The organism is Ideonella livida, from assembly GCF_010499455.1.
Lineage (GTDB): Bacteria > Pseudomonadota > Gammaproteobacteria > Burkholderiales > Burkholderiaceae_C > Ideonella > Ideonella livida.
On the sequence record NZ_JAAGOH010000011.1, the window covers coordinates 129,496 to 153,373 of the forward strand.

General features: G+C 73.1%; 23 protein-coding genes. 8 read left to right on the forward strand and 15 right to left on the reverse strand.

Annotated elements, in window-relative coordinates:
- Positions 1-12 precede the first annotated feature (12 nt).
- The 5 genes from G3A44_RS11130 to G3A44_RS11150 all read left to right on the forward strand — a co-directional run bounded on the left by G3A44_RS11130 (position 13) and on the right by G3A44_RS11150 (position 4,410).
- Positions 13-489 carry a 4Fe-4S dicluster domain-containing protein gene (locus G3A44_RS11130; protein WP_163457590.1) on the forward strand — a complete coding sequence of 159 codons (477 nt, stop codon included), beginning with the start codon at positions 13-15 and terminating at the stop codon, positions 487-489.
- A gap of 21 nt (positions 490-510) precedes the next feature.
- On the forward strand, positions 511-2,358 hold the full coding sequence (locus tag G3A44_RS11135; protein WP_163457591.1) for an aldehyde ferredoxin oxidoreductase family protein: 1,848 nt from the start codon (positions 511-513) through the stop codon (positions 2,356-2,358).
- A 93-nt stretch (positions 2,359-2,451) separates the two neighbouring features.
- A complete protein-coding gene (locus G3A44_RS11140) occupies positions 2,452-3,795 on the forward strand; it encodes an NAD(P)/FAD-dependent oxidoreductase (protein ID WP_163457592.1) in 1,344 nt (447 codons plus the stop codon).
- 22 nt (positions 3,796-3,817) lie between these two features.
- Positions 3,818-4,072, forward strand: coding sequence for a sulfur carrier protein ThiS (thiS, locus tag G3A44_RS11145; protein ID WP_163457593.1), 255 nt, complete (start codon positions 3,818-3,820; stop codon positions 4,070-4,072).
- Between the two features lie 26 nt (positions 4,073-4,098).
- Positions 4,099-4,410 (forward strand): hypothetical protein, encoded by a 312-nt coding sequence (locus G3A44_RS11150; RefSeq protein ID WP_163457594.1) that lies wholly within the window; start codon positions 4,099-4,101, stop codon positions 4,408-4,410.
- A gap of 20 nt (positions 4,411-4,430) precedes the next feature.
- On the opposite strand, the gene G3A44_RS11155 is transcribed toward G3A44_RS11150, so the two are convergent.
- From G3A44_RS11155 to G3A44_RS11170, 4 genes are all read right to left on the reverse strand, one after another.
- The gene (locus G3A44_RS11155; RefSeq protein WP_239061811.1) at positions 4,431-5,303 is read right to left on the reverse strand and encodes a Rossmann-like domain-containing protein; all 873 of its coding nucleotides are present in this window, start codon (positions 5,301-5,303) and stop codon (positions 4,431-4,433) included.
- 24 nt (positions 5,304-5,327) lie between these two features.
- A complete protein-coding gene (locus G3A44_RS11160) occupies positions 5,328-6,860 on the reverse strand; it encodes a VWA domain-containing protein (protein ID WP_163457595.1) in 1,533 nt (510 codons plus the stop codon).
- Positions 6,857-8,437 carry an AAA family ATPase gene (locus G3A44_RS11165; protein ID WP_163457596.1) on the reverse strand — a complete coding sequence of 527 codons (1,581 nt, stop codon included), beginning with the start codon at positions 8,435-8,437 and terminating at the stop codon, positions 6,857-6,859. Before G3A44_RS11165 ends, G3A44_RS11160 begins: the two co-directional genes overlap by 4 nt.
- A gap of 92 nt (positions 8,438-8,529) precedes the next feature.
- Positions 8,530-9,936 carry a hypothetical protein gene (locus G3A44_RS11170; protein WP_163457597.1) on the reverse strand — a complete coding sequence of 469 codons (1,407 nt, stop codon included), beginning with the start codon at positions 9,934-9,936 and terminating at the stop codon, positions 8,530-8,532.
- Positions 9,937-10,179: 243 nt separating this feature from the next.
- Between G3A44_RS11170 and G3A44_RS11175 the strand changes: the two genes are divergently transcribed.
- Complete coding sequence (locus G3A44_RS11175; RefSeq protein ID WP_163457598.1) at positions 10,180-11,343, forward strand: substrate-binding domain-containing protein; 1,164 nt, start codon at positions 10,180-10,182, stop codon at positions 11,341-11,343.
- 7 nt (positions 11,344-11,350) lie between these two features.
- Here the strand turns inward: G3A44_RS11175 and G3A44_RS11180 are convergent, their stop codons facing one another.
- From G3A44_RS11180 to G3A44_RS11215, 8 genes are all read right to left on the reverse strand, one after another.
- Positions 11,351-11,938, reverse strand: a complete 588-nt coding sequence (locus G3A44_RS11180; protein ID WP_163457599.1) for a DUF3299 domain-containing protein — start codon at positions 11,936-11,938, stop codon at positions 11,351-11,353.
- 158 nt (positions 11,939-12,096) lie between these two features.
- Positions 12,097-13,497 carry an ABC transporter permease gene (locus G3A44_RS11185; protein ID WP_163457600.1) on the reverse strand — a complete coding sequence of 467 codons (1,401 nt, stop codon included), beginning with the start codon at positions 13,495-13,497 and terminating at the stop codon, positions 12,097-12,099.
- Complete coding sequence (locus tag G3A44_RS11190) at positions 13,494-14,216, reverse strand: ABC transporter ATP-binding protein (protein WP_163457601.1); 723 nt, start codon at positions 14,214-14,216, stop codon at positions 13,494-13,496. Before G3A44_RS11190 ends, G3A44_RS11185 begins: the two co-directional genes overlap by 4 nt.
- Positions 14,216-14,737 carry a ZrgA family zinc uptake protein gene (locus G3A44_RS11195; protein WP_163457602.1) on the reverse strand — a complete coding sequence of 174 codons (522 nt, stop codon included), beginning with the start codon at positions 14,735-14,737 and terminating at the stop codon, positions 14,216-14,218. Before G3A44_RS11195 ends, G3A44_RS11190 begins: the two co-directional genes overlap by 1 nt.
- A 135-nt stretch (positions 14,738-14,872) precedes the next feature.
- Positions 14,873-15,808 (reverse strand): metal ABC transporter substrate-binding protein, encoded by a 936-nt coding sequence (locus G3A44_RS11200; RefSeq protein WP_163457603.1) that lies wholly within the window; start codon positions 15,806-15,808, stop codon positions 14,873-14,875.
- Positions 15,805-16,737: a metal ABC transporter permease gene (locus tag G3A44_RS11205; protein ID WP_163457604.1), complete on the reverse strand. Its 933-nt coding sequence runs from the start codon at positions 16,735-16,737 to the stop codon at positions 15,805-15,807. Before G3A44_RS11205 ends, G3A44_RS11200 begins: the two co-directional genes overlap by 4 nt.
- Entirely contained in the window at positions 16,730-17,566 is an 837-nt protein-coding gene (locus tag G3A44_RS11210; RefSeq protein WP_163457605.1) for a metal ABC transporter ATP-binding protein, read from the reverse strand. The genes G3A44_RS11205 and G3A44_RS11210 overlap by 8 nt, the downstream gene beginning before the upstream one ends.
- Positions 17,563-17,811 (reverse strand): hypothetical protein, encoded by a 249-nt coding sequence (locus G3A44_RS11215; protein WP_163457606.1) that lies wholly within the window; start codon positions 17,809-17,811, stop codon positions 17,563-17,565. The genes G3A44_RS11210 and G3A44_RS11215 overlap by 4 nt, the downstream gene beginning before the upstream one ends.
- A gap of 198 nt (positions 17,812-18,009) precedes the next feature.
- Between G3A44_RS11215 and G3A44_RS11220 the strand changes: the two genes are divergently transcribed.
- Positions 18,010-18,408 carry a Fur family transcriptional regulator gene (locus G3A44_RS11220; RefSeq protein WP_163457607.1) on the forward strand — a complete coding sequence of 133 codons (399 nt, stop codon included), beginning with the start codon at positions 18,010-18,012 and terminating at the stop codon, positions 18,406-18,408.
- A 15-nt stretch (positions 18,409-18,423) separates the two neighbouring features.
- Here the strand turns inward: G3A44_RS11220 and G3A44_RS11225 are convergent, their stop codons facing one another.
- The 3 genes from G3A44_RS11225 to G3A44_RS11235 all read right to left on the reverse strand — a co-directional run bounded on the left by G3A44_RS11225 (position 18,424) and on the right by G3A44_RS11235 (position 22,577).
- The gene (locus G3A44_RS11225; protein WP_310734362.1) at positions 18,424-19,539 is read right to left on the reverse strand and encodes a quinoprotein relay system zinc metallohydrolase 1; all 1,116 of its coding nucleotides are present in this window, start codon (positions 19,537-19,539) and stop codon (positions 18,424-18,426) included.
- Between the two features lie 5 nt (positions 19,540-19,544).
- A complete protein-coding gene (locus tag G3A44_RS11230; RefSeq protein ID WP_239061812.1) occupies positions 19,545-20,411 on the reverse strand; it encodes a quinoprotein dehydrogenase-associated SoxYZ-like carrier in 867 nt (288 codons plus the stop codon).
- Between the two features lie 66 nt (positions 20,412-20,477).
- Entirely contained in the window at positions 20,478-22,577 is a 2,100-nt protein-coding gene (locus G3A44_RS11235; RefSeq protein WP_239061813.1) for a TonB-dependent receptor family protein, read from the reverse strand.
- A gap of 340 nt (positions 22,578-22,917) precedes the next feature.
- On the opposite strand from G3A44_RS11235, the gene G3A44_RS11240 reads away from it, so the two are divergent.
- Positions 22,918-23,878 (forward strand): calcium-binding protein (locus G3A44_RS11240; RefSeq protein WP_163457608.1); only part of this gene is annotated, 961 nt, incomplete at its 3' end.

The window sequence follows — 23,878 nt, forward strand, 5'->3', positions numbered from 1 at the left end:
AAAGACCCCGTCATGCAGAAGAGCCTCCACATCAATCCGGACAAGTGCACCGGCTGCCTGCAGTGCGAAATGGCCTGCAGCTACGAGAACTACGGCGTGTTCGCCCCCGCGAAGTCACGCATCAAGGTCTTCAACTTCCATGAGACCGGGCGCAAGGTGCCCTACACCTGCACCCAGTGCGACGAGGCCTGGTGCCTGCACGCCTGCCCGGTGGAAGCCATCACGGTGGACAAGAAGACCGGCGCCAAGGTGGTCAGCGAGACCACCTGCGTGGGCTGCAAGGTCTGCACCATCTCCTGCCCCTTTGGCACGGTGAACTACATGCAGGAAACCGGCAAGGTGCAGAAGTGCGACCTGTGCGACGGCAACCCCGCCTGCGCCGAGGCCTGCCCCACCGGCGCCATCACCTACATCGACGCCAACTGGACCGGCCTCAACAAGATGGCCGCCTGGGCCGACAAGCTGGGCAACCAGCCGTCCGCCACCTGAACCGACTGGGAGAACACCGCAATGTCCTGGGCTGGAAAACTCCTCCGCGTCAACCTCTCCACCGGTGCCATCACGTCCGAGCCGCTGCGCATGGACTGGGCCAAGCTCTACCTGGGCTCGCGCGGCCTGGCCACCAAGTACTTCGTCGAGGAAGTCGACGCCAAGGTGGACCCGCTGTCGCCCGACAACAAGATCATCTGGTCCACCGGCCCGCTGACCGGCACCATGGCCTCCACCGGCGGCCGCTACACCGTCGTCACCAAGGGCCCGCTCACCGGCGCCATCGCCTGCTCCAACTCGGGCGGCTACTGGGGCGCCGAGCTCAAGATGGCCGGCTGGGACATGGTCATCTTCGAGGGCAAGGCCGCCAAGCCGGTCTACCTGAGCATTGAAGACGAGGTGGCCACCCTGAAGGATGCCTCGCACCTGTGGGGCAAGAGCGTCTGGGAAACCGAGGAAGGCCTGAAGAAGGAACACCAGGACCCGCTGGTGCGCGTGTCCTGCATCGGCCTGGCCGGTGAGAACCAGGTGCTGTACGCCGCCATCGTCAACGACCTGCACCGCGCGGCTGGCCGCTCGGGCGTGGGCGCGGTGATGGGCAGCAAGAACCTCAAGGCGGTGGTGGTGCGCGGCACCCAGGGTGTGGGCAACATCGCCAACCCCAAGGAGTTCATGAAGGTCACCTTCGAGAAGAAGAAGATCCTGCATGACAACGCCGTCACCGGTGCCGGCCTGCCCACCTATGGCACCCAGGTGCTGATGAACGTCATCAACGAGATCGGTGCGCTGCCCACCCGCAACCACCGTGACGTGCAGTTCGAAGGCGCCAAGGACATCTCGGCCGAAGCCATGGCCACGCCGCGCGCCACCGACGGCAAGAAGCACCTGGTGACCAACCAGGCCTGCTTCGGCTGCACCATCGCCTGCGGCCGCATCTCCAAGATCGACAAGTCCCACTTCACCGTCGAGAACAAGCCGCAGTACTGGGGTGCCTCGGGCGGCCTGGAGTACGAGGCGGCCTGGGCGCTGGGCGCGGCCAACGGCGTCAACGACCTGGAGGCCCTGCAGTACGCCAACGTGCTGTGCAACGAGCAGGGCATGGACCCCATCTCCTTCGGCGCCACCATCGGCGCGGTGATGGAGCTCTACGAGATGGGCGTGCTGACCGCCGAGCAGCTGGGCATCGACGCCAAGTTCGGTGACGCCAAGGCGCTGGCCCACTTCGCCGAGATCACCGCCCGGGGCGAAGGCTTTGGCAAGGAAATTGGCCAGGGCTCGGCCCGCCTGTGCAAGAAGTACGGCCACCCCGAGCTGTCCATGAGCGTCAAGGGCCAGGAGTTCCCGGCCTACGACTCGCGCGGCGTGCAGGGCATGGGCCTGACCTACGCCACCAGCAACCGCGGTGCCTGCCACCTGCGCAGCTACACCATCGCCTCTGAGGTGCTGGGCATCCCGGTCAAGACCGACCCGCTGACCGCCGAGGGCAAGCCTGAGCTGGTCATCGCCTTCCAGGACGCCACCGCCGCCTTCGACGCCGCCGGCATCTGCATCTTCACCAGCTTCGCCTGGGGCCTGGCCGACGTGCAGCCGCAGGTGGCCGCCGCCTGCGGCGAAGAGTTCACGCTGGAGAACCTCTCGCAGATCGGCGAGCGCATCTGGAACATGGAGCGCGACTTCAACAACCGGGCCGGCTTCACCAGCAAGGACGACACCCTGCCCAAGCGACTGCTGGAAGAACCCGCCAAGACCGGTCCGGCCAAGGGCCTGGTCAACAAGCTGCCCGAGATGCTGCCCAAGTACTACGCCCTGCGCGGCTGGAACGAGGACGGCCAGCTCAAGGACGAGACCCGTTCGCGCCTGGGCCTGTGACGGCCGCGTGACGGGGGCATCACCCGTCATGACCTGAGCCACGGGGCGGTTCTCGGAACCGCCCTTTTTCATCCCCCCGCACCGAAGCACCCCATGAAGCACGTCATCCTCGGCGCCGGCCCGGCCGGCGTCATCGCCGCCGAAACCCTGCGCAAGCACGCCCCGAACGACGACATCCTCGTCATCGGCGACGAGCCCGAGGCGCCCTACTCGCGCATGGCCATTCCCTACCTGCTGATCGGCAAGGTGGGTGAGGAAGGGACCCACCTGCGCCACACGGCGGGGCACTTCGAGCGCCTGCGCATCGAGGTGCGCCGCGGGGTGCGCGCCACCACCGTGGACGTGGGCCGGCGCGAGATCCTGCTGTCCGACGGGCACCGCGTGCCCTTCGACAAGCTGCTGATCGCCACCGGCTCCTCGCCAGCCACGCCGCCCATTCCCGGCATCCACGGCCCTGGCGTGCACACCTGCTGGACGTTGGCCGACGCACGCAACATCCAGGCCCTGGCCAAGCCCGGCGCCAAGGTGCTGCAAATGGGCGCCGGCTTCATCGGCTGCATCATCATGGAAGCACTGCAGCAGCGCGGCGTCGAGCTCTCGGTGGTGGAGATGGGCGACCGCATGGTGCCGCGCATGATGGGTCCCACCGCCGGCGGCATGATCCGCCGCTGGTGCGAAACCAAGGGCGTGAAGGTCTACACCGGGGCCCGGGTCGAGGCCATCGAGCGCGGCACCGCCGCCGAGCCCGGCCTGCTGGGCAAGATCGCCCAGATGGTGGGCCTGGGTCAGCAGGCCGACAACCCCAGCGGCCCGATGCGCGTCAAGCTGTCCACCGGCCAATCGCTGGAGGCCGACCTGGTCATCAGCGCCACCGGCGTGCGGCCCAACATCGGCTTCCTGGAGAACTCCGGCATCCGCTGCCTGGTGGGCGTGCTGACCGACGAGCACCTGCAGACCAACGTCGAGGGCATCTACGCCGCCGGTGACTGCGCCGAGGCCTTCGACAAGGTCAGCGGCAAGACCATCGTCTCGGCGATCCAGCCCAACGCCGCCGAGCAGGCCCGGGTGGCGGCGCTCAACATGGCCGGCCAGAAGGCCGAGCTCAAGGGCGTCACCCAGATCAATGTGCTCGACACCCTGGGCATGATCTCCTCGAGCTTCGGCAAATGGGACGGCGTGCCCGGCGGCCGGCAGGTGGAGCTGATCGACGAGGCCGAGGGCAAGCTGCTGAGCCTGCAGTTCGACCATGAGAAGCTGGTGGGCTGCAACTCGGTGGGCTGGATCCAGCACGTCGGGGTGATGCGCGGTCTGGTCGAGGGGGAGGTCAAGCTGGGCCCCTGGCGCGAGAAGCTGATCGCCGACCCCACACTGCTGATGGAGGCCTACCTGGCCTGCGCCCAGCAAGGCGATGTCCATGCCTTGGTGAAGGCGGCCTGAGGCCGGCAACATGGCGGCCACCATGCAGATCACATTCAAGCTCTACGCCAGCCTCACCGAGTACCTGCCGCCGGATCGGCGCACCCACAACCAGATGGCCCTGGAGGTGCCCGAAGGCGCCAGCATTGCACAGGTGATCGAGCCCTTCGCCCTGCCGATGAAGCTGGTGCACCTGGTGCTGGTCAACGGCCGCTACGTGGCGCCGGAGGATCGGGCCACCCTGGCCCTGGTCGAGGGCGACACCCTGGCCATCTGGCCGCCGATCGCCGGCGGCTGAGTGGCCGGCGCCCCAAGGGATCGACCGTGTTCGACACCGCCAGCTACGGCGAATCCTTCGAGCGCGACACCGGCTGCACCGAAGCCGAATGGCTGGGCTGGCTGCCCGGGGCCTGCGGCGGCCATGGCCTGAGCCTGGGTCCTGGCCCCGGCCAGGCGCAGGTGCGCCTGGGTGCGGGGGTGCTGCACCTGCGTTGGCAGGTCCTGGCCCCGCGGCAGATCGCTCTGGTGCGGCTGCCGCGCCTGTGGGTGGTCTACCGCTTCGAGGGGGTGGAGGCCCCCGAGCGCATCGCCTTCATGAAGCGCTTTGACCTGCACATGCAGCGCGGTGGCGGCTGAACCGGTCGACGCGGGTGGCCTCACCCCCCACGCGCCATCAGCGCCGGCCAACCTGGATAGTCCTGGGCGGTGAGCGCGAACTTGCGCGCCGCCGCCCCCAGGGCCTGGCCCGACCGCAGCGCTTGCAACGCCGCCGGCCCCTCCACCACCCAGCTGCCGCCCAGCAGGCTCACGCCACGCGCCAGCAGCGGATCGGGCGGCACCCCCACGCTGGGACCGATCAGGGCAAAGCGGCGCGCCTGACGACACGGCGCCAGCATGGCCGAGAGGGTGTGGTTGAGCAGCAGGGTGCCGGTGGCCAGCACCTGGTCACACCCGGCCAGCGCCGTCCGGTCCAGGGTGATGCGCACCCCCTCCTCCTCCCCCACCAGCTCCGGGCGCAGCTCCACCACCACCACTTTCACTCCCCGGGCGCGCAGCCGCGGCAGCAGCGGGGCGAACCAGCCCACCATGCCCAGGGTCTCGCCGGGCTGAAGGTCTAGGTGGCCCATCGAGTCGGCGCTGGCAGGCGGCACGAAACCGGCCCGGTCAAAGACGCAGCGGGTCAGCGCATTGACCGCGGCCAACCCCAGGGCCTGGCGCCAGGGCTCAGGTGCGCACCAGCCCTGGGCCAGTGGCCAGACCTCATCCCCCGCCTGGGGCAGGCACGAGGGCTGGGCCGCCAGGGCTGCCCAGGTGGCATCCAGCAGCACATAGCTCAGGCCCAGGGTGCCGTCCTGCAGCTCCAGCGCACAGAACTCGCCACGCCGTCCACCCGGTGGTGGCGGCGGCGGCAGGTGCAGGGCCTTGACACGGGGTGGGGCCCGGCGCTCAAAGGCCGCCTGCAGCATGGCCAGCACCTCACGGGCCGGGCCCAGGTCGGCGATGGGGGGCGCTACAGGTCTGTGGGTCATGGTCATGGACGGGCTCGCCGGTGTTCACGCCCTGTGGTGCCGCTGGGCGCGGCCCGACAGGGCATTGGGAAAGTACAGCGCGGTCAGGCTCTTGCTGTGCACCGGGGAAAATCCCCCCGCCGCCGGGGCACCGGGCCGGGCGGCCCCCTGCTCGGCAGCCTCCGCATAACGGCGCCAGTCGCGTACCCAGTGGATGGCGTCGCACACCTCCAGCAGGCCCAGGGTCTCACGGTCGCCGACCAGCACGCCCTGTACCCGCAAGCCCAGGTGCTCGCGAGCGGCGTCCAGCCGGGCCAGGGTCTGCGGCACGCAGCCAAACTCGCCATCGCTCACGATCAGCAGGTCCGCGCCGCGCCAGGCGTCCTCATGCACCCGCTCGATGGCACGCTCGATGGGCGTCTGCACATCGGTGCCGCCGTCAAAGCTGCGACCCATCAGGTCCAGGAGGGCCTGCAGCCCCGCCTCGCCCTGGTCCAGGCGCTGCTCCAGCACCTCGTCAGGCCCGCCAAAGGCCAGCAGCAGGCAACCGCGGCGGGTCGCATGCGCCGCGCGCAGCGCCGCAATGACCACGGCCTTGGCCACGTTCTCCGGCGCCCCCCGCATGGAGCCGGAGGTATCCAGGCACACGATCATGGGCCCGCGCTCCAGGGCCTGCGGCCGGTCTGGCGCCGACGGGGCCTGCCGCGCCGCAGCGGGATCGGGGCGCCCCTCACACGACTGCGCCTCGGTGTCCCAGCACAAGAGACGGGCCTCGGCAAAGCGGGCACGCCAGAGCTTGCGCAGCACCGGATGGTGGAGCATCAAGGCCTGGCTGGCCAGCATGCGCTCGGGCTGTCCAGCCAGGCGGATGCCGGTGATCTCGCCCGGGGCATCGGGCAGGCGGATGACCACCGGCCGCAGCGGCACCGGCGGGCCGGCGCTGCCCGGCTGCCGTGGGGCGGGCCGGGGAGACACCTGCCCCACCGGCTCGCTGCGGCCCAGGCGCTGGATCAGGGCGGCCAGCTCCGGCATCTGGGCCAGCCAGTCGGCCGCGCGGCGTGCCGCCTGCCAAGGCCGGGCATTGAGGTGACCGCGCAGCGCGTCCCATCGCAGGTGGGCCAGGTCGCCCAGCCCTTGCAGCAGGGCCAGGTCGTCCTGCAGGCCGTGGGTCTGGTCGGTCCAGGCGGCACGGAAGTCGTCGGTCACCCGCTGCACGGCGGCCGCACGGCTCAGCGCCGGCTGCAGGTCAGGCAGGCGGTCCAGGTGCCACAGCAGGGTGCGCAAGACTTGCTGGGCCAGATCGGGCACCCCGCGGCACAGTGCCGGCAGGCCCAGCGCGGCGACCACCGCACGCAGCGACGGGCCGGCGCGCGGCGTCTCGCGTTCGCCCCAGTCGGCCTCCTCGGGCGGCAGCCGCCCGTCCACCAGCGCCTCCAGCCAGTGGCGGACATGGGCCAGACGGTCCGCGCGGTCCCCCACGGCCGCCACCAGGGCGGGCAGCCAGAGGCCACGCGGCAAGGGGGCGAGCTGGTGGTAGGGGGCATCCAGCCCGGTCGCGTCGGGCACGGGCGGGTTCATGCCACCCAGGCCACCGGCGGCGGTGGCAGGGCTGCAGGCGTGGCAGGCGAAGCGCCCGGGTCGTCCTGCGCCAAGGCCTGCGGGACATCGGGACGCAGGGGCAGGCTGGCAAACCCCTGGCGCGTGGCCGCCAGGCGGTCGGCCAGGGCTTGCAGCACGGCCACGGTGCGGCGGGGGCCCGCCAAAACCTGCTCCCCCAAAGCCGGTGGCCACCACAGACGATCGGCCAGACGTTGCGCCAGGGCGGCGGCGCCGGCCTCGGCCTGCGCCAGGGCGGGCTGCAGCTGGGCCAGCACTTCCTCCACCTGGGCCACGCGCGCGGCCACGTGCACCGGGCTGTAGTGGCGGCGGGTCTGCACCTCCAGCGCCGCCGACAGCATGCGCATGCCGCCCGAGGGCTCAGCCGCCTGCGCGCCGCCGATGGCACGGGCCAGGGCCAGCTTGCCCGCCGCGTCCTGACCCTGGGCGTCGTCGCGGGCGCTGGTCTCCAGCTCCAGCTGCCGCTCAAAGGCCTCCACCGCCCGCGTCAGCCAAGCCGCCTCCTGAGGGCGGGCTTGCAGGCAGTCCCCCACCCACCAATCGATCAGGTCCGGCACCTCCTGCGGCTGTGAAGCCGCCACATAGGGCGCCAGCCACAGGTCCAGCTCGTCCAAGGCGGTACGGCCCTCGGCCGCTGCCGACACCCGCAGCAGACCGGTGCACTGCCGCCAACGCCGGTCTGACAGCTGCCGGCCCTGCGCCGCCAGCCAGCGGCGCAGGGCCAGGCAGGCCTGCACAAAGGCCGGCGAGAGCACCACCTGCTGCGCCGCAGCCGCCAGCGCCTGGCGCTCCTGCGGGGTCCAGGCGGCCGGTGCCGAGGCCACCGGCATGGCGGCTCCGGCAGGCAAAGCCAGCAGCGCGGCAAAGCTCTCCTCGCCCACGGGCGCCACCGGCACCCGCAGCAGAAAGCGGTCGTGGAAGGCCTGTAGCCCCTCATCCAGCGGGCCCTCGTTGCTGGCGCCCACCACCGTCACCAGCGGCGTGGCCTGCCGGCCGCTGCCGTTGTCGAACTCACGCTCGTTGAGCAGCGTCAGCAGCGTATTGAGGATGGCTGAATTGGCCTTGAACACCTCGTCCAGAAAGGCCACCCCCGCCTCGGGCAGGAAGCCGCGGGTCAGCCGCTCGTAGCGGTCGGCTTCCAGGGCCTGCAAGGACAGCGGGCCGAACAGTTCCTCCGGCGTGGAGAAGCGGGTGAGCAGCCGCTCGAAATAGGGCGCGCCTTGCAGCGCGCGGTGCAGCCGCCGCGCCAGCTCGCTCTTGGCGGTGCCCGGCGGGCCGATGAGCAGCACATGCTCACCCGCCAGGGCCGCCAGCAGCACCAGACGCACGGCGGCCGCCCGCTCCAGCAAGCCGGCCTCCAGGTGGGCGATCCAGGCGCCGATGCGGGCGCGCCGGGCGGCCAGGGCCGTCCGGTCCGGCGCGTCCAGCCCGACCGGACGCGCAGCCTCTGCGGGATCGGGGACCGGGCCGACGGTGGCGGCAGCACCGGCAGGTACGGGGGCTGGAGCGGAAACGAAGGGGGCGGCGGCGGCGGGCATATGGCCACCGATTCTGTGCGCCGGTGCTGGGGGACACAAGGCCGTCGCCAGTGGGTCACACGGCAGGTGACCCCTTGCGGGACGGTCGGCGCTCAGGCCCCCGTGCCGCCGAAGCGGCCAGCCGGCAAGGGGCGGCGGACCCGGGGGCGGGCATCCGGACGCGCCGGTGCGCCGGCCTGAAGGGCCGCCGCTTGATCGTCCCCGTCCAGGCCGCCAAACAGGCAAGGCTGCTGCGGCGGGGCCGACCGCCCGGACATTGGGGCGGTCGGTGTGCACGAGGGGGCCGGGCCCGGCGACGCAGCCGGCGGAGGCACCGCCCGAGGCAGAGCCTCCGCGCCTGCGTCCGCACCGGTGCCCGCGCACAGCGCCGGCGCAGCGGTGGTCCATGGGTCCGACAGGCGCAGCACCACCGGTGGCCAGCCGCCCGGCAAGCCCGGGGCGAGCTGCGGACCGGCCTGACGCCAGGCCGGCGGGGCCGGCGGCGGCATGGCCCCCAGAGCCCAGGCGGCCGGAGGCCAGGGCAGCACCCCCGCCACGGTGGCCGCGGCCGCCTGCCGCCAGCGCATCTCGGCGTGCGGCGCCGGCTGGCCCGTGGTGCCCGGCAAGCCCCCCGCGGCCACCGCTGGCGCCACGGCGACACGCCGACCGGGCCGCCAGCCGCCCGAGAGGGCGCCCGCCACCGAGGCGCCTGCGGAAGTCGCCACGGCGTTCATGGTGCCGGTCGCCGGGCCTGGCCCGGGCTGCCGGCGGGAGCCCGTTCCGGGCCCCGCCGGGGTAGGCGGGGTGGCCAGCACCCACAGCATGGCCGCCAGCAGCTCCACCAGCAGCGACTGGCCCACGGCCGACGCCAGGGTGATGACCGGCGGGGTCAGGCCGGTGAGCTGGGCCAACTCCAGATGAACGGGGTCCTGGCGGGCCGCGGCCTGGCGGCGGTCCAGCTCGCCGGCAGCCTGGCTCAGGCGCTCGCGCAGGGCCTGTGCCCGTTGGGCCTCCTGGCGCTCGGTGTCGAGGGCGCTCAGACGGGCCACCGCCGCCTGTTGCACCGCCTGCGGGCCCTGGCATTGCCCCGGGCTGCCGCGCTCGCATCGCTGCCAGGCCCGCTCGGCCTGCTGATGGCGAACCGCCTGGCGCGCGTGCTCGTCGGCCACCACCGCCAACGGCCGGGCCGAAATCGCGGCCAGCTCCACCTGCCACGCCGCGGCCTGCTGGCCGGCGGTGACGCCTTCGGCCCGCTGCAGGCCGGCCCGGTGCTGGGCGGCGGCAAAGAAGTGCGCATGGCCATACAGGGTGGCCAGCACACAGCCCAGCCACAGGGCCCAGGCCAGGGGCTGGCGGCGCGCCAGGGCTGGCAGCATGTGCGCCCCCAGGGCCAGCACGATGGCCGCCGCGGTCACCAGCCAGCGGTCCGGCCCGTTCCCGGAGCGCTCGGCCGCCGCGGCGGCGGCCATGGCCACCCCCACGGCGGTGGTGGCCAGGGCCAGCGCGGCGCTGAACTGCACACGGCGACTGGGCCCCTGAGCAGGGGCGAGGGGAGATGAGGGCGACAGATCCGGCGTGGGCATGGCAACAGGCGGCACGGCATCGGCCTGGGAGGAGCCGGGCGCCCCGGAGCGGCCACGGAAGACGCGGAGGCCGTGGAGCCGCGCCGGGCGCTAGGATACTGTTTTTTCATACAGTGCTGTGTGAAATCACAGTAGCCTGCAGGGTCGGGACCGCCGGGCCCGGCACGCACAATCGGCGCCATGCAATCACGCGGCGTCCACCTTCAGTACAGCTTCCACCCCCAGGGCCAGCGGGGGGCGGAGGTGCAGAACCCCTTGTTTGACCTGCTCACCGCGGTGCGTGAGCACGGCTCCATCCAGCATGCGGCCAAGGCCATGGGCGCCTCTTACCGGCATGTGTGGGGCGCGCTGCGGCAGTGGGAGGAGGTGATGGGCGAGAAGCTGGTGACCTGGGCGCAGGGCCAGCCCGCACGGCTGACGCCCTTTGCCGAGCGCCTGCTGTGGGCCGAGACCCGTGCCCGCGCCCGGCTCACGCCGCACATCGAGGCGCTGCGCGCCGAGCTGGAGCGGGTGCTGGCCGAGGCGCTGGACGGCACCCAGCAGGTGCTGACGGTCTATGCCAGCCACGACCTGGCGCTGCCGCTGATGCGCGAGCAGGCCAGCGCCGGCCACCGCCTGCACATTGACCTGCGCTTTGCCGGCAGCATGGACGCGCTGCGGGCGTTGGCCGAGGGGCGCTGCGGCGTGGCCGGATTCCATGTACCGCGGCTGGAAGATGGCGGCGGGGTCTTTGCCCAGGGGCTCAAGCCCTTGCTCAAGCCCGGTCGCCACAAGCTCATCGGCTGCACACGGCGCCAGCAGGGGCTGATGGTGGCCCACGGCAACCCGCTGCGGCTGCGCAGCCTGACCGAGCTGGCACACAGCCCGCTGCGCTTCATCAACCGGCAGCCGGGCTCGGGCACCCGGCTGCTGACCGACCACCTGCTGGCGCAGGCCGGGGTGGACCCGTCCCTCATCGGCAGTTACCACCACACGGTGGAGGACAGTCACATGGCCGTGGCCGCCGCCGTGGCCAGCGGCCTGGGCGACGCCGGCGTGGGTATCGAGGCGGCCGCCCGAGCCTTCGGCCTGGACTTCATCCCGCTGGTGGAGGAGGAGTACTTTCTGGTGTGCCTGAAGGAGGCGCTGGAGCACCCCGCGGTGATCAAGCTGTGCCAGGTGCTGCAGGACCCGGCCTGGCCGCGCCTGCTGGCGGGCCTGGCCGGCTACGGTGCCAGCCAGCCGGGCGAAGTCCTCTCACTGACCAAGGCCCTGCCTTGGTGGCATTTCCGCCACCCCAAGGAAGCGGCCACCGCCGGGGCACCCGCCCTGGCCCAGGACGGCCCGACCGAGGACGAGGACTGACGGCCCCTCAGCGCTCGCGGGTGCTGGCGGTGTAGCGATCGATGCGCTGCAGCTCTAGGCGGTAGCCGCTGGCGCCCTGGGCGGTGTCCTGGCGTTCGATGCGCAGGGTGCCGGTGAGCCAGACGGTGTCCATGGTGCGGTAGCCCTTGAGCGGCGCACCGGAAACCACCACCCGCAGGATCTGGTTGGCCGGTGGCGGGGGCTGGTGGATGCAGGCGCCGAAATAGGGCACCAGCAGGAACTCACGCAGGCCCTGGCTGGCATCGTCCAGCGGCACGATGTAGCCGGGGATGCGGCCCGTCACCCCGTCCATGGCCGGCACCGTGGGGGCGGCATCCCAGAGCTGGCGGACCTGGCGCATCAGCTCCAGCACCTGGGGATCCCCGTCCGACAAGCTCGCGGCGTCGCGCCCCTGCAGCTGCTGGCGCAGCGGACCGAAGGGGTCCCAGCCGGCGGGCACCAGCTCCAGCCACTTGATCTCGCGCGGGGCGGCGCGCACTGGCCAGGTGGCGGCGTGGCCCAGGGCGAGCGCGGCCAGGGTCTGCAACAGGCCGCGTCGGCGCAGCCGGGAGGGAAGGTCGGAGGCGGGGGTCATGTCACGCAGGCCAAAGGGCTCAGGGGTAGGCAGGCAAGGGTGGAGGTCTGGGGCAGCGCGGGGTGGCGGGCAGGTGTGGCGGGCAGGCGTGGCGGGCCGGGCCTGGGAGGGGCTGCCAACTGGGGCCGCCCGCCCAGGCCGCAGCATACGGCCGGCCTTCAGTCCCGGGGGGTAAGACCATCCTGCAGCGAGAGCCGGTAGGCGCGCCATCCCGGCAGCAGGCCGGCCAGCACGCCGCCCGCCAGCACCGCGCCCAGCGCCCGCCACTGCCCGGGCAAGGGCCAGCCCGGCTGCAGCACGATGCCCCAGGTCTGCAGCAAAGGCTCGCGCAGGGCGGCCATGGCCACCCAGGCCAGCAGGGCACCCGCCAGCACCCCGGCGGCGGTGAGCAGGGCGGCCTCCAGCGCCAGCAGGGCCAGCACATGGCGTGGTCCCGCCCCCACCGCCCGCAGCAGGGCCAGCTCACGCCGGCGCGATTCCAGACCCGCCAGCAAGGCCAGCACCAGGCCGCTCAGGCTGACCGCGCCCACCAGCAGGCTGGCACCGAGCAGGGCCTCCTCCATCGGGCCCAGCACGTCCCAGAGCTCATCCAACACCACCCCGGGCAGCACCGCCATCGCCGGCTCCGGCCCCTGCTGCGCCACCCAGCGCTGCACCGAGAAGACCGCCGCCCGGCTCTTGAGCCCGACGAAGGCAGCGGTGACGCTGCGCGGCCGCAGGTCCACCTGCCGCCAGTCGCGCGCGCCGGGGGTCGCCCCCCCGGGCTGACCCTCGGCCCGCGGCCCGCCCATGCCGGGCAGGCCCGCCCAGGCCCCCAAGGCGCCCAGGCCCCCTACCCCACTCAACCCGTCCACATGCAGGGCCTGCAGCGCACTCAAGCTGACGTGCAGGGCCCGGTCCACCGGGGTGCCGGTGGGCGCCAGCACCCCCACCACCCGAAAAGGCAGTTCGGTGTGATCGTTCTCGGCCAGCGCCCCATCGCCATGGGCCAGCACCACCTGCGCCTCCAGGCCCAACCCCAGGCGCCGGGCCACCTCGGCGCCCAGCACCACCTCGGCCAGCGGCCCGGACTCGCCCTGAGGCCCGGGCTCGCCCACAAACCAGCGGCCCCGGGCCAGGCGCAGAGGCTGCCGGTCGCCCACCTGCAGATGGTCCAGATAGGCGCGGGTGGTGCCCACCACCGGAAAACCGCGGAAGCTGTCGCCCAGCGCCACCGGCACCACCCAGTCCACCGCACGGTGCCCGGCCAAGGCCTGCACGCTGCCCCAGCCCAAGGCATGGGCCGGCTGCCCGAGGTGGAAGACGGCATAGAGCAGCAGCTGCACCGAGCCGGTGCGCGGCCCCACCACCAGGTCCGTGCCGCTCAGGCTCTGGCTGAAGCTGCGCCGCAGGTCGTGGCGCAACTGCTCCAACCCCACCAGCAGCAGGCTGGCCAGGGCCACGGCGGCCACCCCCAGGCCCAGCACAAAGCGACGGTGCCAGGCACTGCCCACGGCCAGCCGCAGCAGGGTGGCGCCGGCCCCGGGGCCGCCGCCACTGCGGTGCCAACGCGGATTCATGACAGGCCTTTCCGGGTGCCGGCCGGCGGGCCGGCGCGGTTGAGACTGGGCAGGTGCAGCACGCGGTCAAAACCCTCGGCCAGGCGACGGTCGTGGCTGACCAGCACCAGGGCGCTGCCGGCCTGCGCGCAGGCCTGCTGCCAGGTCTGCAGGAAGGCGGCACGGCTGTCCTCGTCCAGGGCGGAGGTCGGCTCGTCGGCCACCAGCAGGGCCGGGCCGCCCAGCAGCGCCCGGGCTGCCGCCACGCGCTGCTGCTGGCCCACGGAGAGCTGGCCGGCGGGCTGGCGGGCCAGCGCCGGCGACAGGCCCATGCGCTCGAGCAGGTCCAGCGCCGCGGCCTCCAGGCCACCGGCCGCGGCGGCGGCAGCACGGGCCCGTGCAGGCGAGAAGCGGGCGGGCAGCAGCACGTTGTCCAGCGCCGGCCACCAGGGCAGCAGGTTGAACTGCTGGCCCACAAAGCCCAGGTGGGTGGCACGCCAGGCGTCCCGCCGGCCCGCCGGCAGGGCCGCCCAGTCCTGGCCCTGCAGGCTCACCTGCCCGCTCTGGGCGGTCAGCATGCCGCAGAACAAGGCCAGCAGCGTGCTCTTGCCACAGCCGCTGGGGCCGTGCAGGAACAGGCGTTCGCCGACGGCCACCTGGCCGGGCGGCAGGTCCAGCAGCAGGGGCTGGCCCGGCCAGGCCTGGCGCAGCGCGCTCCAGCACAGCACGGGTGCGGCCATCAGCGGCCCCAGCGCAGCTCGCCGCGGTCCTGGCGGCCCAGCACGCGGCGGAACTGGCCACCCGGCACCGCGGCCTGCACCTCCAGCCGGCGCAGCGGGGCGAATTGGCCTTGCAGATGCAGCTGCAGGCCGGTCAGCGCTGCGGGCCGGGCGCAGTCGTAGCGCCACTGCGCCTGCAACTCGGCATGGCCGTCTGCGTCCGGCGTCGCCGCGCCGGGGGCTGGGGCAGCCTCCAGCACCGGCGCCTGCACCTGGGCCTGGGCCAGGCGGCAGTCTGCCTCGGCAGGTAGGGTCCACAGGCCCTGGGCGGTGCGCAGGCGGCCCAGCAAAGCCTGGGCGGCCTGGCGCTGGGCGGCGGTGCGCGGCGCATGTTCAAAGCCCAGCAGGCTCTCCAGCGGGGCCTCCAACGCCAGGCTGAGCTGGCCACCCGCCGGCCCGACGTCCCAACCCAGCTCCAGACGGGCCTGACCGTGGACATGGGCGGCATGCCCGTGCTGCGCCTGCGCGGACGGGGCCGCCATCCAGACAGCCAGGCCACCGGCTACCGCCAGCACCCGGACACGGGCCGGGCCGGCACACCCACCCGTCCACGGCAGGAGGGGGCGAGAAGAGGACGCAGCAGGCACAGGACTCATGGGGCCTCCAGGGCGGACAGGTCAGCGCAACGCCTCCAGCAGGGTGCGGGCGTTGTGCTGGTAGAGCTGCAGGTAGGTGGCGGCTGGGCCGCCGGGACCGGAGAGCGCATCCGAGTAGAGCTGACCGCCAAGGCGGGCGCCCCCCTCCTCGGCCAGGCGCCGCACCAGTCGCGGATCGCTCACGTTCTCCAGGAAGACGGCTGGCACCCGCTCGCTGCGGATCTGCCGGATGATGCGCGCCACGTCGGCGGCCGAGGCGTCCTGCTCGGTGTTGACGCCGCGGGGGGCCAGCAGGGTCAGGCCATAGGCCTCGGCCAGGTAGCCGAAGGCGTCGTGGCCGGTGATCAGGCGCCGGCGCTCAGGCGGCAAGGCAGCAAAGTCGGCGCGCAGGCGCTGGTCCAGCGCCGCCAGCTGCTGGTCATAGGCCTGGGCCCGGGCCTGCAGGCTGGCGGCCTGCCCGGGCCGCAAGCCCTGCAGCGTCTGGGCGATGCGGGCCACGTAACGCCGCGCATGTCCCAGGCTCTGCCAGGCATGGGGATCGGCATGCCCGCCTTGCTGGCGCGGCTGGATGTCTTGGCTGACCACCAGGACCGGGCCGCGGTAGCCGGCGCTGCGCACCAGGCGCTGCAGCCACCCCTCAAAGTGCAGGCCGTTGACCACCACCAGATCGGCCTGCGCCAGGCGGCGCACGTCGGCCGGGGTGGGCTGGTAGACGTGGGCATCGGCGTCAGGGCCCACCAGGGCGCTGACCTCGGCCACTGGGCCGGCGACCTGGGCGACCAGATCGGCCAGGATGGAAAAGCTGGCCACCACCCGCAGCGGGGGCGTGGCGGCCGGGGTCGCCGCGGCGTCGGGCTGCGCCAGCACCGGCGGGAGCGCCGAGCCCAGGGCCAGGCCCAGGGCAGCGCGCCGACGCAGGCCCGCAGGACGGGAGATCAGAAGACGGGTAGGGGTCATGGGCTGGGCCCTGGGGCAGAGGTGACGGGGCCCTGCCCGGCCAGCCGGCGGACACGCCAGCGGGCCCAGGCGCTGTCATGGCGGCCCAGCAGCAGGGACAGGCAATAGGCGCCCCCGGCGCACAGCACGATGGCCGGCCCGGAGGGGACGTTGAGGTGGAAGGAGAGCAGCAGGCCGCAGACGCTACTGAGCGCCACCCCAGCTGTGGAGACGGCCATCAGCCCGCCCAGCCGGCGGGCCCAGAACCGGGCGCTGGCCGCCGGCAGCATCATCAGGCCCACGGCCATCAGGCTGCCCAGGGCTTGGAAGCCGCTGACCAGGGTGGCCACCACCAGCACCATGAAGGCCAGGTGCACCCCGCCACCGCGCAGGCCGACGCTGCGGGCAAAAGCCGGATCGGCGGTGTCCATGAGCAGCGGCCGCAACAGCAGCGACAGACCTGCCACGGTGAGGCTGGCGGTGCCCGCCACCGCCCACAGCGCCTCGTCGTCCACCGCCAGCACGCTGCCGAACAGCACATGCAGCAGGTCCACGCTGCTGGCCCGCAGCGACAGCAGCATCACCCCGGCAGCCAGCGCCAGCAGGTAGAAGGCCGCAAAGCTGGTCTCCTCGCGCTGCGGGGTCAGGCGGGCCACGGCCACCGCCAGCAGGGCCACCACCATGGCCGCGGCAAAGCCGCCCAGGCTCATGGCCGGCAGCGACAGGCCCGCCACCCAGTAGCCCAGGGCGGCACCGGGCAGCAGGGCATGGGCCATGGCATCGCCCACCAGGCTCATGCGCCGCAGCACCAGCAGGGTGCCCACCGGCCCGGCCGCCAGGGCCAGCGCCAGACAGGCCACCAGGGCCCGACGCATGAACCCGAACTCGGCAAAGGGCTGCCAGAGGGTGGCCGCCAGCGGTGTGGCCAGGAGTTGCCAGAGTTCAGCCATGGACAGCTCCGGCGTCGGACAGACCCGCATCGGCGCGGTGCGGGGCCAGCACCTGGTCGGCAGGGCCCCAGGCCCGCACCCGGCCCTGCTCCAGCCACAGGGCCTGGGGCACGGCACGGCGGGCCAGCGCCAGGTCATGCAGCACGGCCAGCACGATGCGGCCTTCCGCCGCCCAGGTCTGCAGCCGGGTGAGCAGCCAGGCCGAACCGGCCTCGTCCAGGGCGGTGAAGGGCTCGTCCAGCAGCAGAATGGCCGGATCCATCAGCGCCAGTCGGGCCAGGCGCAGGCGCTGGAACTGGCCGCCCGAAAGCTCGGCCAGCAGCCGCGGGGCCAGGCCGCCCAGGCCAAAGTCTTCCAGCACCGCCTGCGCCTGCCGGCGGTGGGCTGCGTCCAGTGGCCGCCAGGCACCCAACCGAGGCCAAAACCCCATGAGCAGCAGGTCCCAGACGGTCAGCGGCAGGCTGCGGTCCACCCCATGCTGCTGGGGCAGCACCACCAGGCGCGGGTGCAGTGCCGAGCCGCCCGGGGGCGGCTGCCACTGCACCCGCCCGGCAAACGCGGCCCCCCCGGCCTGGCTGCGGGAAGCCGACGCCTGGCGGCCCGCCAGGGCCCCCAGCCGCGACCACCACCCCGGCCGCGCCGCGCCCGGCCCGGCCACCCAGGCGGCCTGCAAGGCCTGCAGCAGGCTGCCCTTGCCCGCGCCGTTGGCGCCCACCAGGGCGGTGAAGCTGCCAATGGCCAGCGTGCCATGGACCGGGCCGGCCACCTGCCGGCCGGCCTGCCAGGCCGCCAGACCCTGCAGCGCCAGTCCCGCCTCGGCCACGCTCATCCGCCCTGACCGGCCAGCGCCCAGGCCACGGCCAGCCACAGCAAGGCCAGCGCCGGAGCCACCACCGCCAGGCGTGCCCCCAGGCCGGACCAGACCACCGAGGGCGGCGGCAGGGCCGGCCCCGCGGACCGGGCCGTGGCCCAGGCCATCACCGAGCCGCCGACGGGGGCCGCGGCGTCACCGGCCCGCGGCAAGGGCGGGTGGCGGTCCAGGGGTTCCAGGGCGGTGGCGGCGTGGGCGGTCATGGCGGTGGGGCGCAGGCACCCGGCCGGCAGGGATGCCGGCGGCTCGGGGCACGCAGATGGCCATTATTGCAAATGCACTCTCAATATCGGCGTGCAAGGGTTTGGCGTCCGGCGAAACGGGTGGATGGAGAGGCGGCCCCCCCGGCACGGGCCGCAGCGGCGAGAATGCGGGCCGCCCCACCCCGCTGCCTCCGGCCCATGGAACGTTCGACCCGCCAGCGCACCGCCATCCGCAACCTGATCGAGCAGGCCGGACGCCCCCTCTCACCCCCGGAGATCCTGGAGGGCGCGCGCGACGCCGTGCCGGGCATCGGCCTGGCCACGGTCTACCGCAACATCAAGTCGCTGCTGGAGGCGGGCCTGATCCAGGCGGTGACGCTGCCGGGCGACGGGGTGCGCTACGAGGCCACCACCCACCACCACCACCACCATTTCCAGTGTCTGGGCTGTCAGCGGGTGTTCGACGTGCATGCCTGCCCGGGTGATCTGGGCCGGCTGGCGCCGCCGGGCTTTGAGGTGCAGGGCCATGAGCTGACCTTGTATGGCCAATGCCCGGACTGCCGGGCCGCGGCCCAAGGCCGCGGCGCCGCCGGCTGACGCCCGGGCGCGCCCTCAGCGTGCGGCCGGACGGCCGGGCGCCATCACCTGCCGCTCATAGGCGGGATAAAGGTGGGCGACGTTGCGCAGGTACTCGGTGCCAAAGGCGGCCCAGGCACGGAACTCGACCGGCACCTCGGCCCGGATGACGTCGTTCATGTCCCCGCCCTGTGCCGCCCAGCGGCTGAAGTGGCGGTCCAGCCAGTCGAGGTAGCGGTCGGTGCCCTGGGTGGCGGCCGCCACCGCCGGTCCGCCGGACAGGGCCTGCACCGGCCCGTGGCTGGGCACCAGCCAGCGCACCCCGCGGGGGGCCGCCCAGTCCGCCAGCCGCGCCAAGCTGGCCCGCCAGGGCCCCAACTGGGCATGGGGGGTGGTGGGCACCCGCTGGACAAAGACCAGGCCGCCAGCCAGCAGCACGCCGGACTGGGGCTCGAACAGCACCAGGTCGCTCTCGGTGTGGCCCTGCAGCTCCAGCAGCTCGAAGCGGCGCTGGCCCACCTGCAGCACGCCGGTGCGGACCGCCGCCTCGAGTTCCTGGTCGGGGGCCAGGGCCTCGGTGCCGCGCATCCAGTCCCCGCACAGGCGGTAGAGGTTGGTCTCGTAGGCGGCGGCCTCCCGGGCGATGCCAGCCCGGGTGGCGGCAGTGGCCGCACGGGGCACATCGGCAAAGGCCTGGTTGCCCAGGAAGTAGTCGGGGTGCAGGTTGAGGTGCAGCACACGCACCACCGGCTCGGGGGTGGTGCGGGCGATGAGGGCGCGCAGCTGCTCGCCGTAGCGCCGGCTGGTGCCGGTGTTGACCACCACCACGCCGGCTCCGGTGGCAAAGAAGGCGGTGTTGATGATGTTGCAGCCGTTGGGCACGCTGAAGTCAGCGTTGTCGCCCTCCACCACCCAAGCGCCCGGGGCCAGCGGACGGGCCTGCAGGCGGTAGTCCAGGCGGGCGGCATCAGCCCGGGGGGTCGGGAGGTCGGCGGCGGCGCCGGCCACAGGCTGTGCCAGCACCGGCAAGGCGGCGGCCAGGCCCACCAGCAGGCAGGCCAGCAGGAGCAGGCGCAGCCCCGGCGTGACGCGGCGCCACAGGCGCGATTCGACGAGGCGGGAGCGGCGGAACATGGTGGCACCGGCGGTCACGGGTCTCACTCCAGGCGGCTGGTGATGCGGTTGCCGTTGTTGTCGCTGCCGACGATGCGCACGCCGCCGGCGGGCGGTTGGGCAAAGTCGAAGCTGAACACCGGGTTCTCGCTGACAGGTTCGTAGCTGTGCAGGCGGGCCAGTTCGCGGTCCTGCGCATCCCGCACCGAGAGGCGGTTGACGAAGAAGGCGGGAATGCCACCGACCAGCCCGGTGTCCATGGGATGCATGACCCGCAGCCGCAGGCGCGAGGCGGCGCCCGCCCCTTCAGGCAGGCCGCTGAAGAGCCGGCCACTGACCTCCCCCAGGGTCTGGGACCAGCTGCCGTCCTTGCGCGTGGCGCCGCTGACGGTGCAGCCGCCGCCGGCGGACTCCACCCAGGTGCCGCCCACATGCCAGACCCCGTCGGCGGTCTGCACCGCCGCCCGCACGGGCGAAGCCTGCTCCAGCTTGAAGCGGAAAGACAGGCTGGGCAAGGCCTGCACCGGGAAGTAGTCCACCACCCGGCGGATGGGGTTGCGGTCCACCAGCACGGTGATCTGGCGCACGGGCCCCAGGGCGGGGTCGACCTGCACGTGGATGGGGACGTTCATCGGGTCTTCGGCAAAGTCCGGGCCCTGGACCCGCACCCGCGCCTCCCAGCGCACCTGGGCCTGTGGCCCCAGGTACTCCCGACGCATGTCAACCCAGGGCAGCGAGCGGAAGGGATCGCCCTCGAAGGCGTCGGCCACCCCCGGGGCCCCGGGGGGCGCAGAGGTCTGGGCCATGGCCGCGCCGCCCAGGGCCCAGGCCAGGGCCAGGGTCCAGGCGGGCACCCGCGTCCACCGCGCCAGGTGGGGCGCGACCGGGATCGAGAGGCGTGACGGGGACATGGGACCTCCGGGCTTGGATCAGGAGAAGGCGCCGCCGGGACGTGGGGGGGGGCAGCCGAAGGCCGCTCAGAGGCCCCCGACCCAGCGCAGGCCCAGCAGCACAGCACGGGGGCTGCCGGTTTCCAGGTAGCGGCCGTTGCCGTCGTTGACGATGACGCTGCCGGCGTAGCGGCGGTCGGCCAGGTTGTCGACCCGCGCCAGGACCTCCAGGCGCTGGGCGCCGCTCAGGGCGTAGCGCTGGCTCCAGCGCAGGGCGGCCAGGCCGTGGCCGGCGGCTGAGGCGGTGTTGGCATCGTTGGCCTGGACACGGCCCACGCCGCGGGCCTCCACCGCCCATTCGCCCCAGTGCCCGCCCTGCCAGGCCAGCTCGGCCCATGCGGCGCGACCCTGGGTGCCGGCAATGCGGTTGCCCGCCGGCACCAGCAGGCTGGGGCTGGTGCAGGGGGTGCCGGCGCAGGCCTTGAAGGCGTCCAGGTACTCGGCCTGCAGCCAGGTCAGTGCGGTCTGGGCGCGCCACTGCGGCGCCAACTGCCAGCGGCCGGCCAGCTCCAGGCCCTGGCGGCGGGTGTCGCCCACGTTCTGGAAGGTAGAGCGGCCGCCGCTGTTGGTCAGGGTGGCCAGCTCGTCGCTCACGCGGTTGAGGAAGGCCGTCAGGTCCAGCGCCCAGCCGTGGCGGCGCCATTTGCCGCCCACTTCCAGCTGCCGGCTCACCTGCGGCTTGAGCGCCGTGTTGAAGCCACCTGCGCCGTCCGGTCGGTAGGCCAGCTCGCCCAGGGTGGGCGCCTCAAAACCCCGCGCCACGCTGGCATGGAGCTGCCAGCCGGGGTCCAGCTGCCAGCGCAAGCCCAGCACCGGGTTGGTGTAGTCGTAGGCCAGGGCACCGGAGTCGTCCACATTGGGCGGTTTGACGTAGTGGTCCTCGGTGACATAGCGGACGCGGCCGCTGCGCACGCCGGCACTGGCGGTCCAGTCCGCCGCCAGCGGCCAGTCGGCCTGGGCGTAGGCGTCGCGGCTGCGGGCGGTGTTGTCCTCCTCGCGGCGCAGGGCACCGGTCACGCCCAGGGTGCTGCCGATGAAGTTCTCGTAGCCACGCCGGTCGTCAACCTGCCGGTCCCAGGCCAGGCCAGTGACCAGGGCCACCGTGTCCAACTGCCAGCGCAGGCGCGCCTCCAGCCCGTTGTAGTCGCGGTCAAAGTCCACCACCCCGCCACCATGGCGGGGGTTGCCTTGCGTGCCCACGGGAATGGCCTGCCACTGCGTGACGCCGCGCTGGCCGCTGTAGGCGCTCAGCAGGCTCTCGCGCAGGGGGCCGTCTTCGCCAAAGTCGTGGCGCCAGCTCAGGCCCAGCTGGGTCTGGCGGGCCACTTTGCGGGTGTTGTACTGCTCGGCCTCGGGCACGGTCTGCAGCGGGTCGGCCGCAAAGTCGGCGGGCTTGAGGCCCAGGGGGTCGTCAGAAGGCTGGTCAAAGTAGCCGGCCACCAGCACCACCCGGTCGCTGGCCCCGGTCCAGCCCAGCCGCAGGTGGGCCTGGGTGCGCTCGGCGGCGCTGTGTTCCCGAAAGCCGTCCCAGCGGAACTGCGACAGGCTCAAGCGGGCGTCCCAACCCTGGCCCAGGGGGCCTGCCACACGGGCTCGGGCCTGGCGCAGCCCAAAGGAGCCGGCATCCAGCGCCAGCTCGGCCTCAGCCCGGTCCACCGGGGCGCTGATGAGGTTGATGACACCCCCAGAGCTGTTGCCATAGAGCACGGAAAAGGGGCCGCGCAGCACCTCCACCCGCTGGGCGTCGCCCAGGTTGAAGTGCGAGACCTGGCCCTGGCCATCCGGGCCGCTGGCCGGAATGCCATCAGCGTACAGGCGCACGCCCCGCACGCCAAAGCCGGCGCGCGCGCCAAAGCCGCGGGCACTGATCTGCAGGTCCTGCGCATAGTTGGCGCGGTTGTTGACCACCAGGCCCGGCACCCGGGCCATGGCCTCGCTCAGGTTCACGCCGGGGCCCGACAGGCGCAGGGCCTCGCGGTCGACCACGCTGACGGCATAGGGCATGGCCATCACGCGGCCGGGCTGCACCGCACCGGTGACCACCACACGCTCAACGGCCTCCTCCAACGGGGGCTCTGTCGCATGGGCCAGGGCTGGCAGCAGGGGCAGGCCCAGTGCACAAGCCAAGGCATGCGCCACAGGCGCAGGCCCACACGGAGGCCTGGCGGAAAACAGGGTCAGGGAACGGCGGGGGTGAAACACGGTGCAGGGGCCAAAAAGGCGCTGAGATGGGGACTGTCCCGCATCAGACCGCAGGGCCGCCGCCGCGAACAGCCGGCACTTTCCCCGCCAGAAGCCCGCGCCAGCCGGTGAGCCGACCACCAGGTGTCACAAGCTGCTCCATTCCGGCACAACCGAACCCTCCCCCCCAAACTGAAGCGGCGTGACCCGCACCCAATAACGCCGGGGTAACGCACCAGCCGTTACAACCCCGGCCATCCCACCTCACTTTCCAGGAAGACACGCCATGGCCTCTGCACACCTTGCCCGCCGGCATCCCGCCGCCTCCGCCGACAAGACCGTCACCGGCACAGAGGGGGACGACCTGCTGCGCGGCACCGACAAGGACGACCTGCTCGACGGCGGCGCGGGCGACGACACCCTGCGCGGGGGTTTGGGTGACGACACCTATGTGGTGGACAGCGCCGGCGACGTGATCAAGGAGCGGCCGGGCGAAGGCTGGGACGTGGTCCAGGCCTGGACCAGCTACCAGCTGGGCGGGCGGCTGGAGGAGCTGCGGCTCATGGGCAGCGGCGACCTGGCCGGCATCGGCAACGCCAAGGGCAACCTGATCGTCGGCAATGCCGGCCACAACTGGCTGGAAGGCCGGGCCGGCCGTGACACCCTGCAAGGCGGCGAAGGCCATGACCAGCTGTGGGGCGGCACCGGCCGCGACCTGCTGGACGGCGGGCAAGGCAACGACGTGCTGGACGGCGGCGCTGGGGACGACAGCCTGCTGGGCGGTGAGGGTGACGACCTGCTGTATGCCGGCGACGGCGCCGACACCCTGGTGGGCGGCGAAGGTTGGGACCGGGTCTCCGCCTACCTGGGCGACGCCACCGCGGCCCTGACCGTGGACCTGCGCCAACCGCTGGCCGGCCAGGTGGGCGCACACCAACTGCAGGAGGTGGAGGCGATCAACCTGAGCACCGGCAGCGGCGATGACACGGTGCACACCGGCAGCTGGGGCAGCGACGACTACATCAGCACCGGCGCCGGCAACGACTGGATCGAGCTGGGCAGCAGCCACGTCTGGGGCTGGGGCAACGTCTACGCCGGCGAGGGAGACGACACCCTCCTCGGCGGCAGCGGCACCGACATCAACCTCTTTGGCGAAGCCGGCAACGACTCCATCGACGGCGGCGCCGGCAACGACGCCCTGACCGACGGCGCCGGCGATGACACCCTGGTCGGCGGCACCGGCGACG

Bases quoted from the DNA above. Each gene is read 5' to 3' on its own strand.
- G3A44_RS11215 (WP_163457606.1), bottom strand. From the start codon at position 17,811: ATGACCGCCCACGCCGCCACCGCCCTGGAACCCCTGGACCGCCACCCG.
- G3A44_RS11190 (WP_163457601.1), bottom strand. From the start codon at position 14,216: ATGGCCGCACCCGTGCTGTGCTGGAGCGCGCTGCGCCAGGCCTGGCCG.
- G3A44_RS11220 (WP_163457607.1), top strand. From the start codon at position 18,010: ATGGAACGTTCGACCCGCCAGCGCACCGCCATCCGCAACCTGATCGAG.
- G3A44_RS11160 (WP_163457595.1), bottom strand. From the start codon at position 6,860: ATGAACCCGCCCGTGCCCGACGCGACCGGGCTGGATGCCCCCTACCAC.
- G3A44_RS11205 (WP_163457604.1), bottom strand. From the start codon at position 16,737: ATGGCTGAACTCTGGCAACTCCTGGCCACACCGCTGGCGGCCACCCTC.
- G3A44_RS11195 (WP_163457602.1), bottom strand. From the start codon at position 14,737: ATGGCGGCCCCGTCCGCGCAGGCGCAGCACGGGCATGCCGCCCATGTC.
- G3A44_RS11165 (WP_163457596.1), bottom strand. From the start codon at position 8,437: ATGCCCGCCGCCGCCGCCCCCTTCGTTTCCGCTCCAGCCCCCGTACCT.
- G3A44_RS11135 (WP_163457591.1), top strand. From the start codon at position 511: ATGTCCTGGGCTGGAAAACTCCTCCGCGTCAACCTCTCCACCGGTGCC.
- G3A44_RS11175 (WP_163457598.1), top strand. From the start codon at position 10,180: ATGCAATCACGCGGCGTCCACCTTCAGTACAGCTTCCACCCCCAGGGC.
- G3A44_RS11140 (WP_163457592.1), top strand. From the start codon at position 2,452: ATGAAGCACGTCATCCTCGGCGCCGGCCCGGCCGGCGTCATCGCCGCC.
- G3A44_RS11185 (WP_163457600.1), bottom strand. From the start codon at position 13,497: ATGAATCCGCGTTGGCACCGCAGTGGCGGCGGCCCCGGGGCCGGCGCC.
- G3A44_RS11230 (WP_239061812.1), bottom strand. From the start codon at position 20,411: ATGTCCCCGTCACGCCTCTCGATCCCGGTCGCGCCCCACCTGGCGCGG.
- G3A44_RS11200 (WP_163457603.1), bottom strand. From the start codon at position 15,808: ATGACCCCTACCCGTCTTCTGATCTCCCGTCCTGCGGGCCTGCGTCGG.
- thiS (WP_163457593.1), top strand. From the start codon at position 3,818: ATGCAGATCACATTCAAGCTCTACGCCAGCCTCACCGAGTACCTGCCG.
- G3A44_RS11210 (WP_163457605.1), bottom strand. From the start codon at position 17,566: ATGAGCGTGGCCGAGGCGGGACTGGCGCTGCAGGGTCTGGCGGCCTGG.
- G3A44_RS11130 (WP_163457590.1), top strand. From the start codon at position 13: ATGCAGAAGAGCCTCCACATCAATCCGGACAAGTGCACCGGCTGCCTG.
- G3A44_RS11155 (WP_239061811.1), bottom strand. From the start codon at position 5,303: ATGACCCACAGACCTGTAGCGCCCCCCATCGCCGACCTGGGCCCGGCC.
- G3A44_RS11180 (WP_163457599.1), bottom strand. From the start codon at position 11,938: ATGACCCCCGCCTCCGACCTTCCCTCCCGGCTGCGCCGACGCGGCCTG.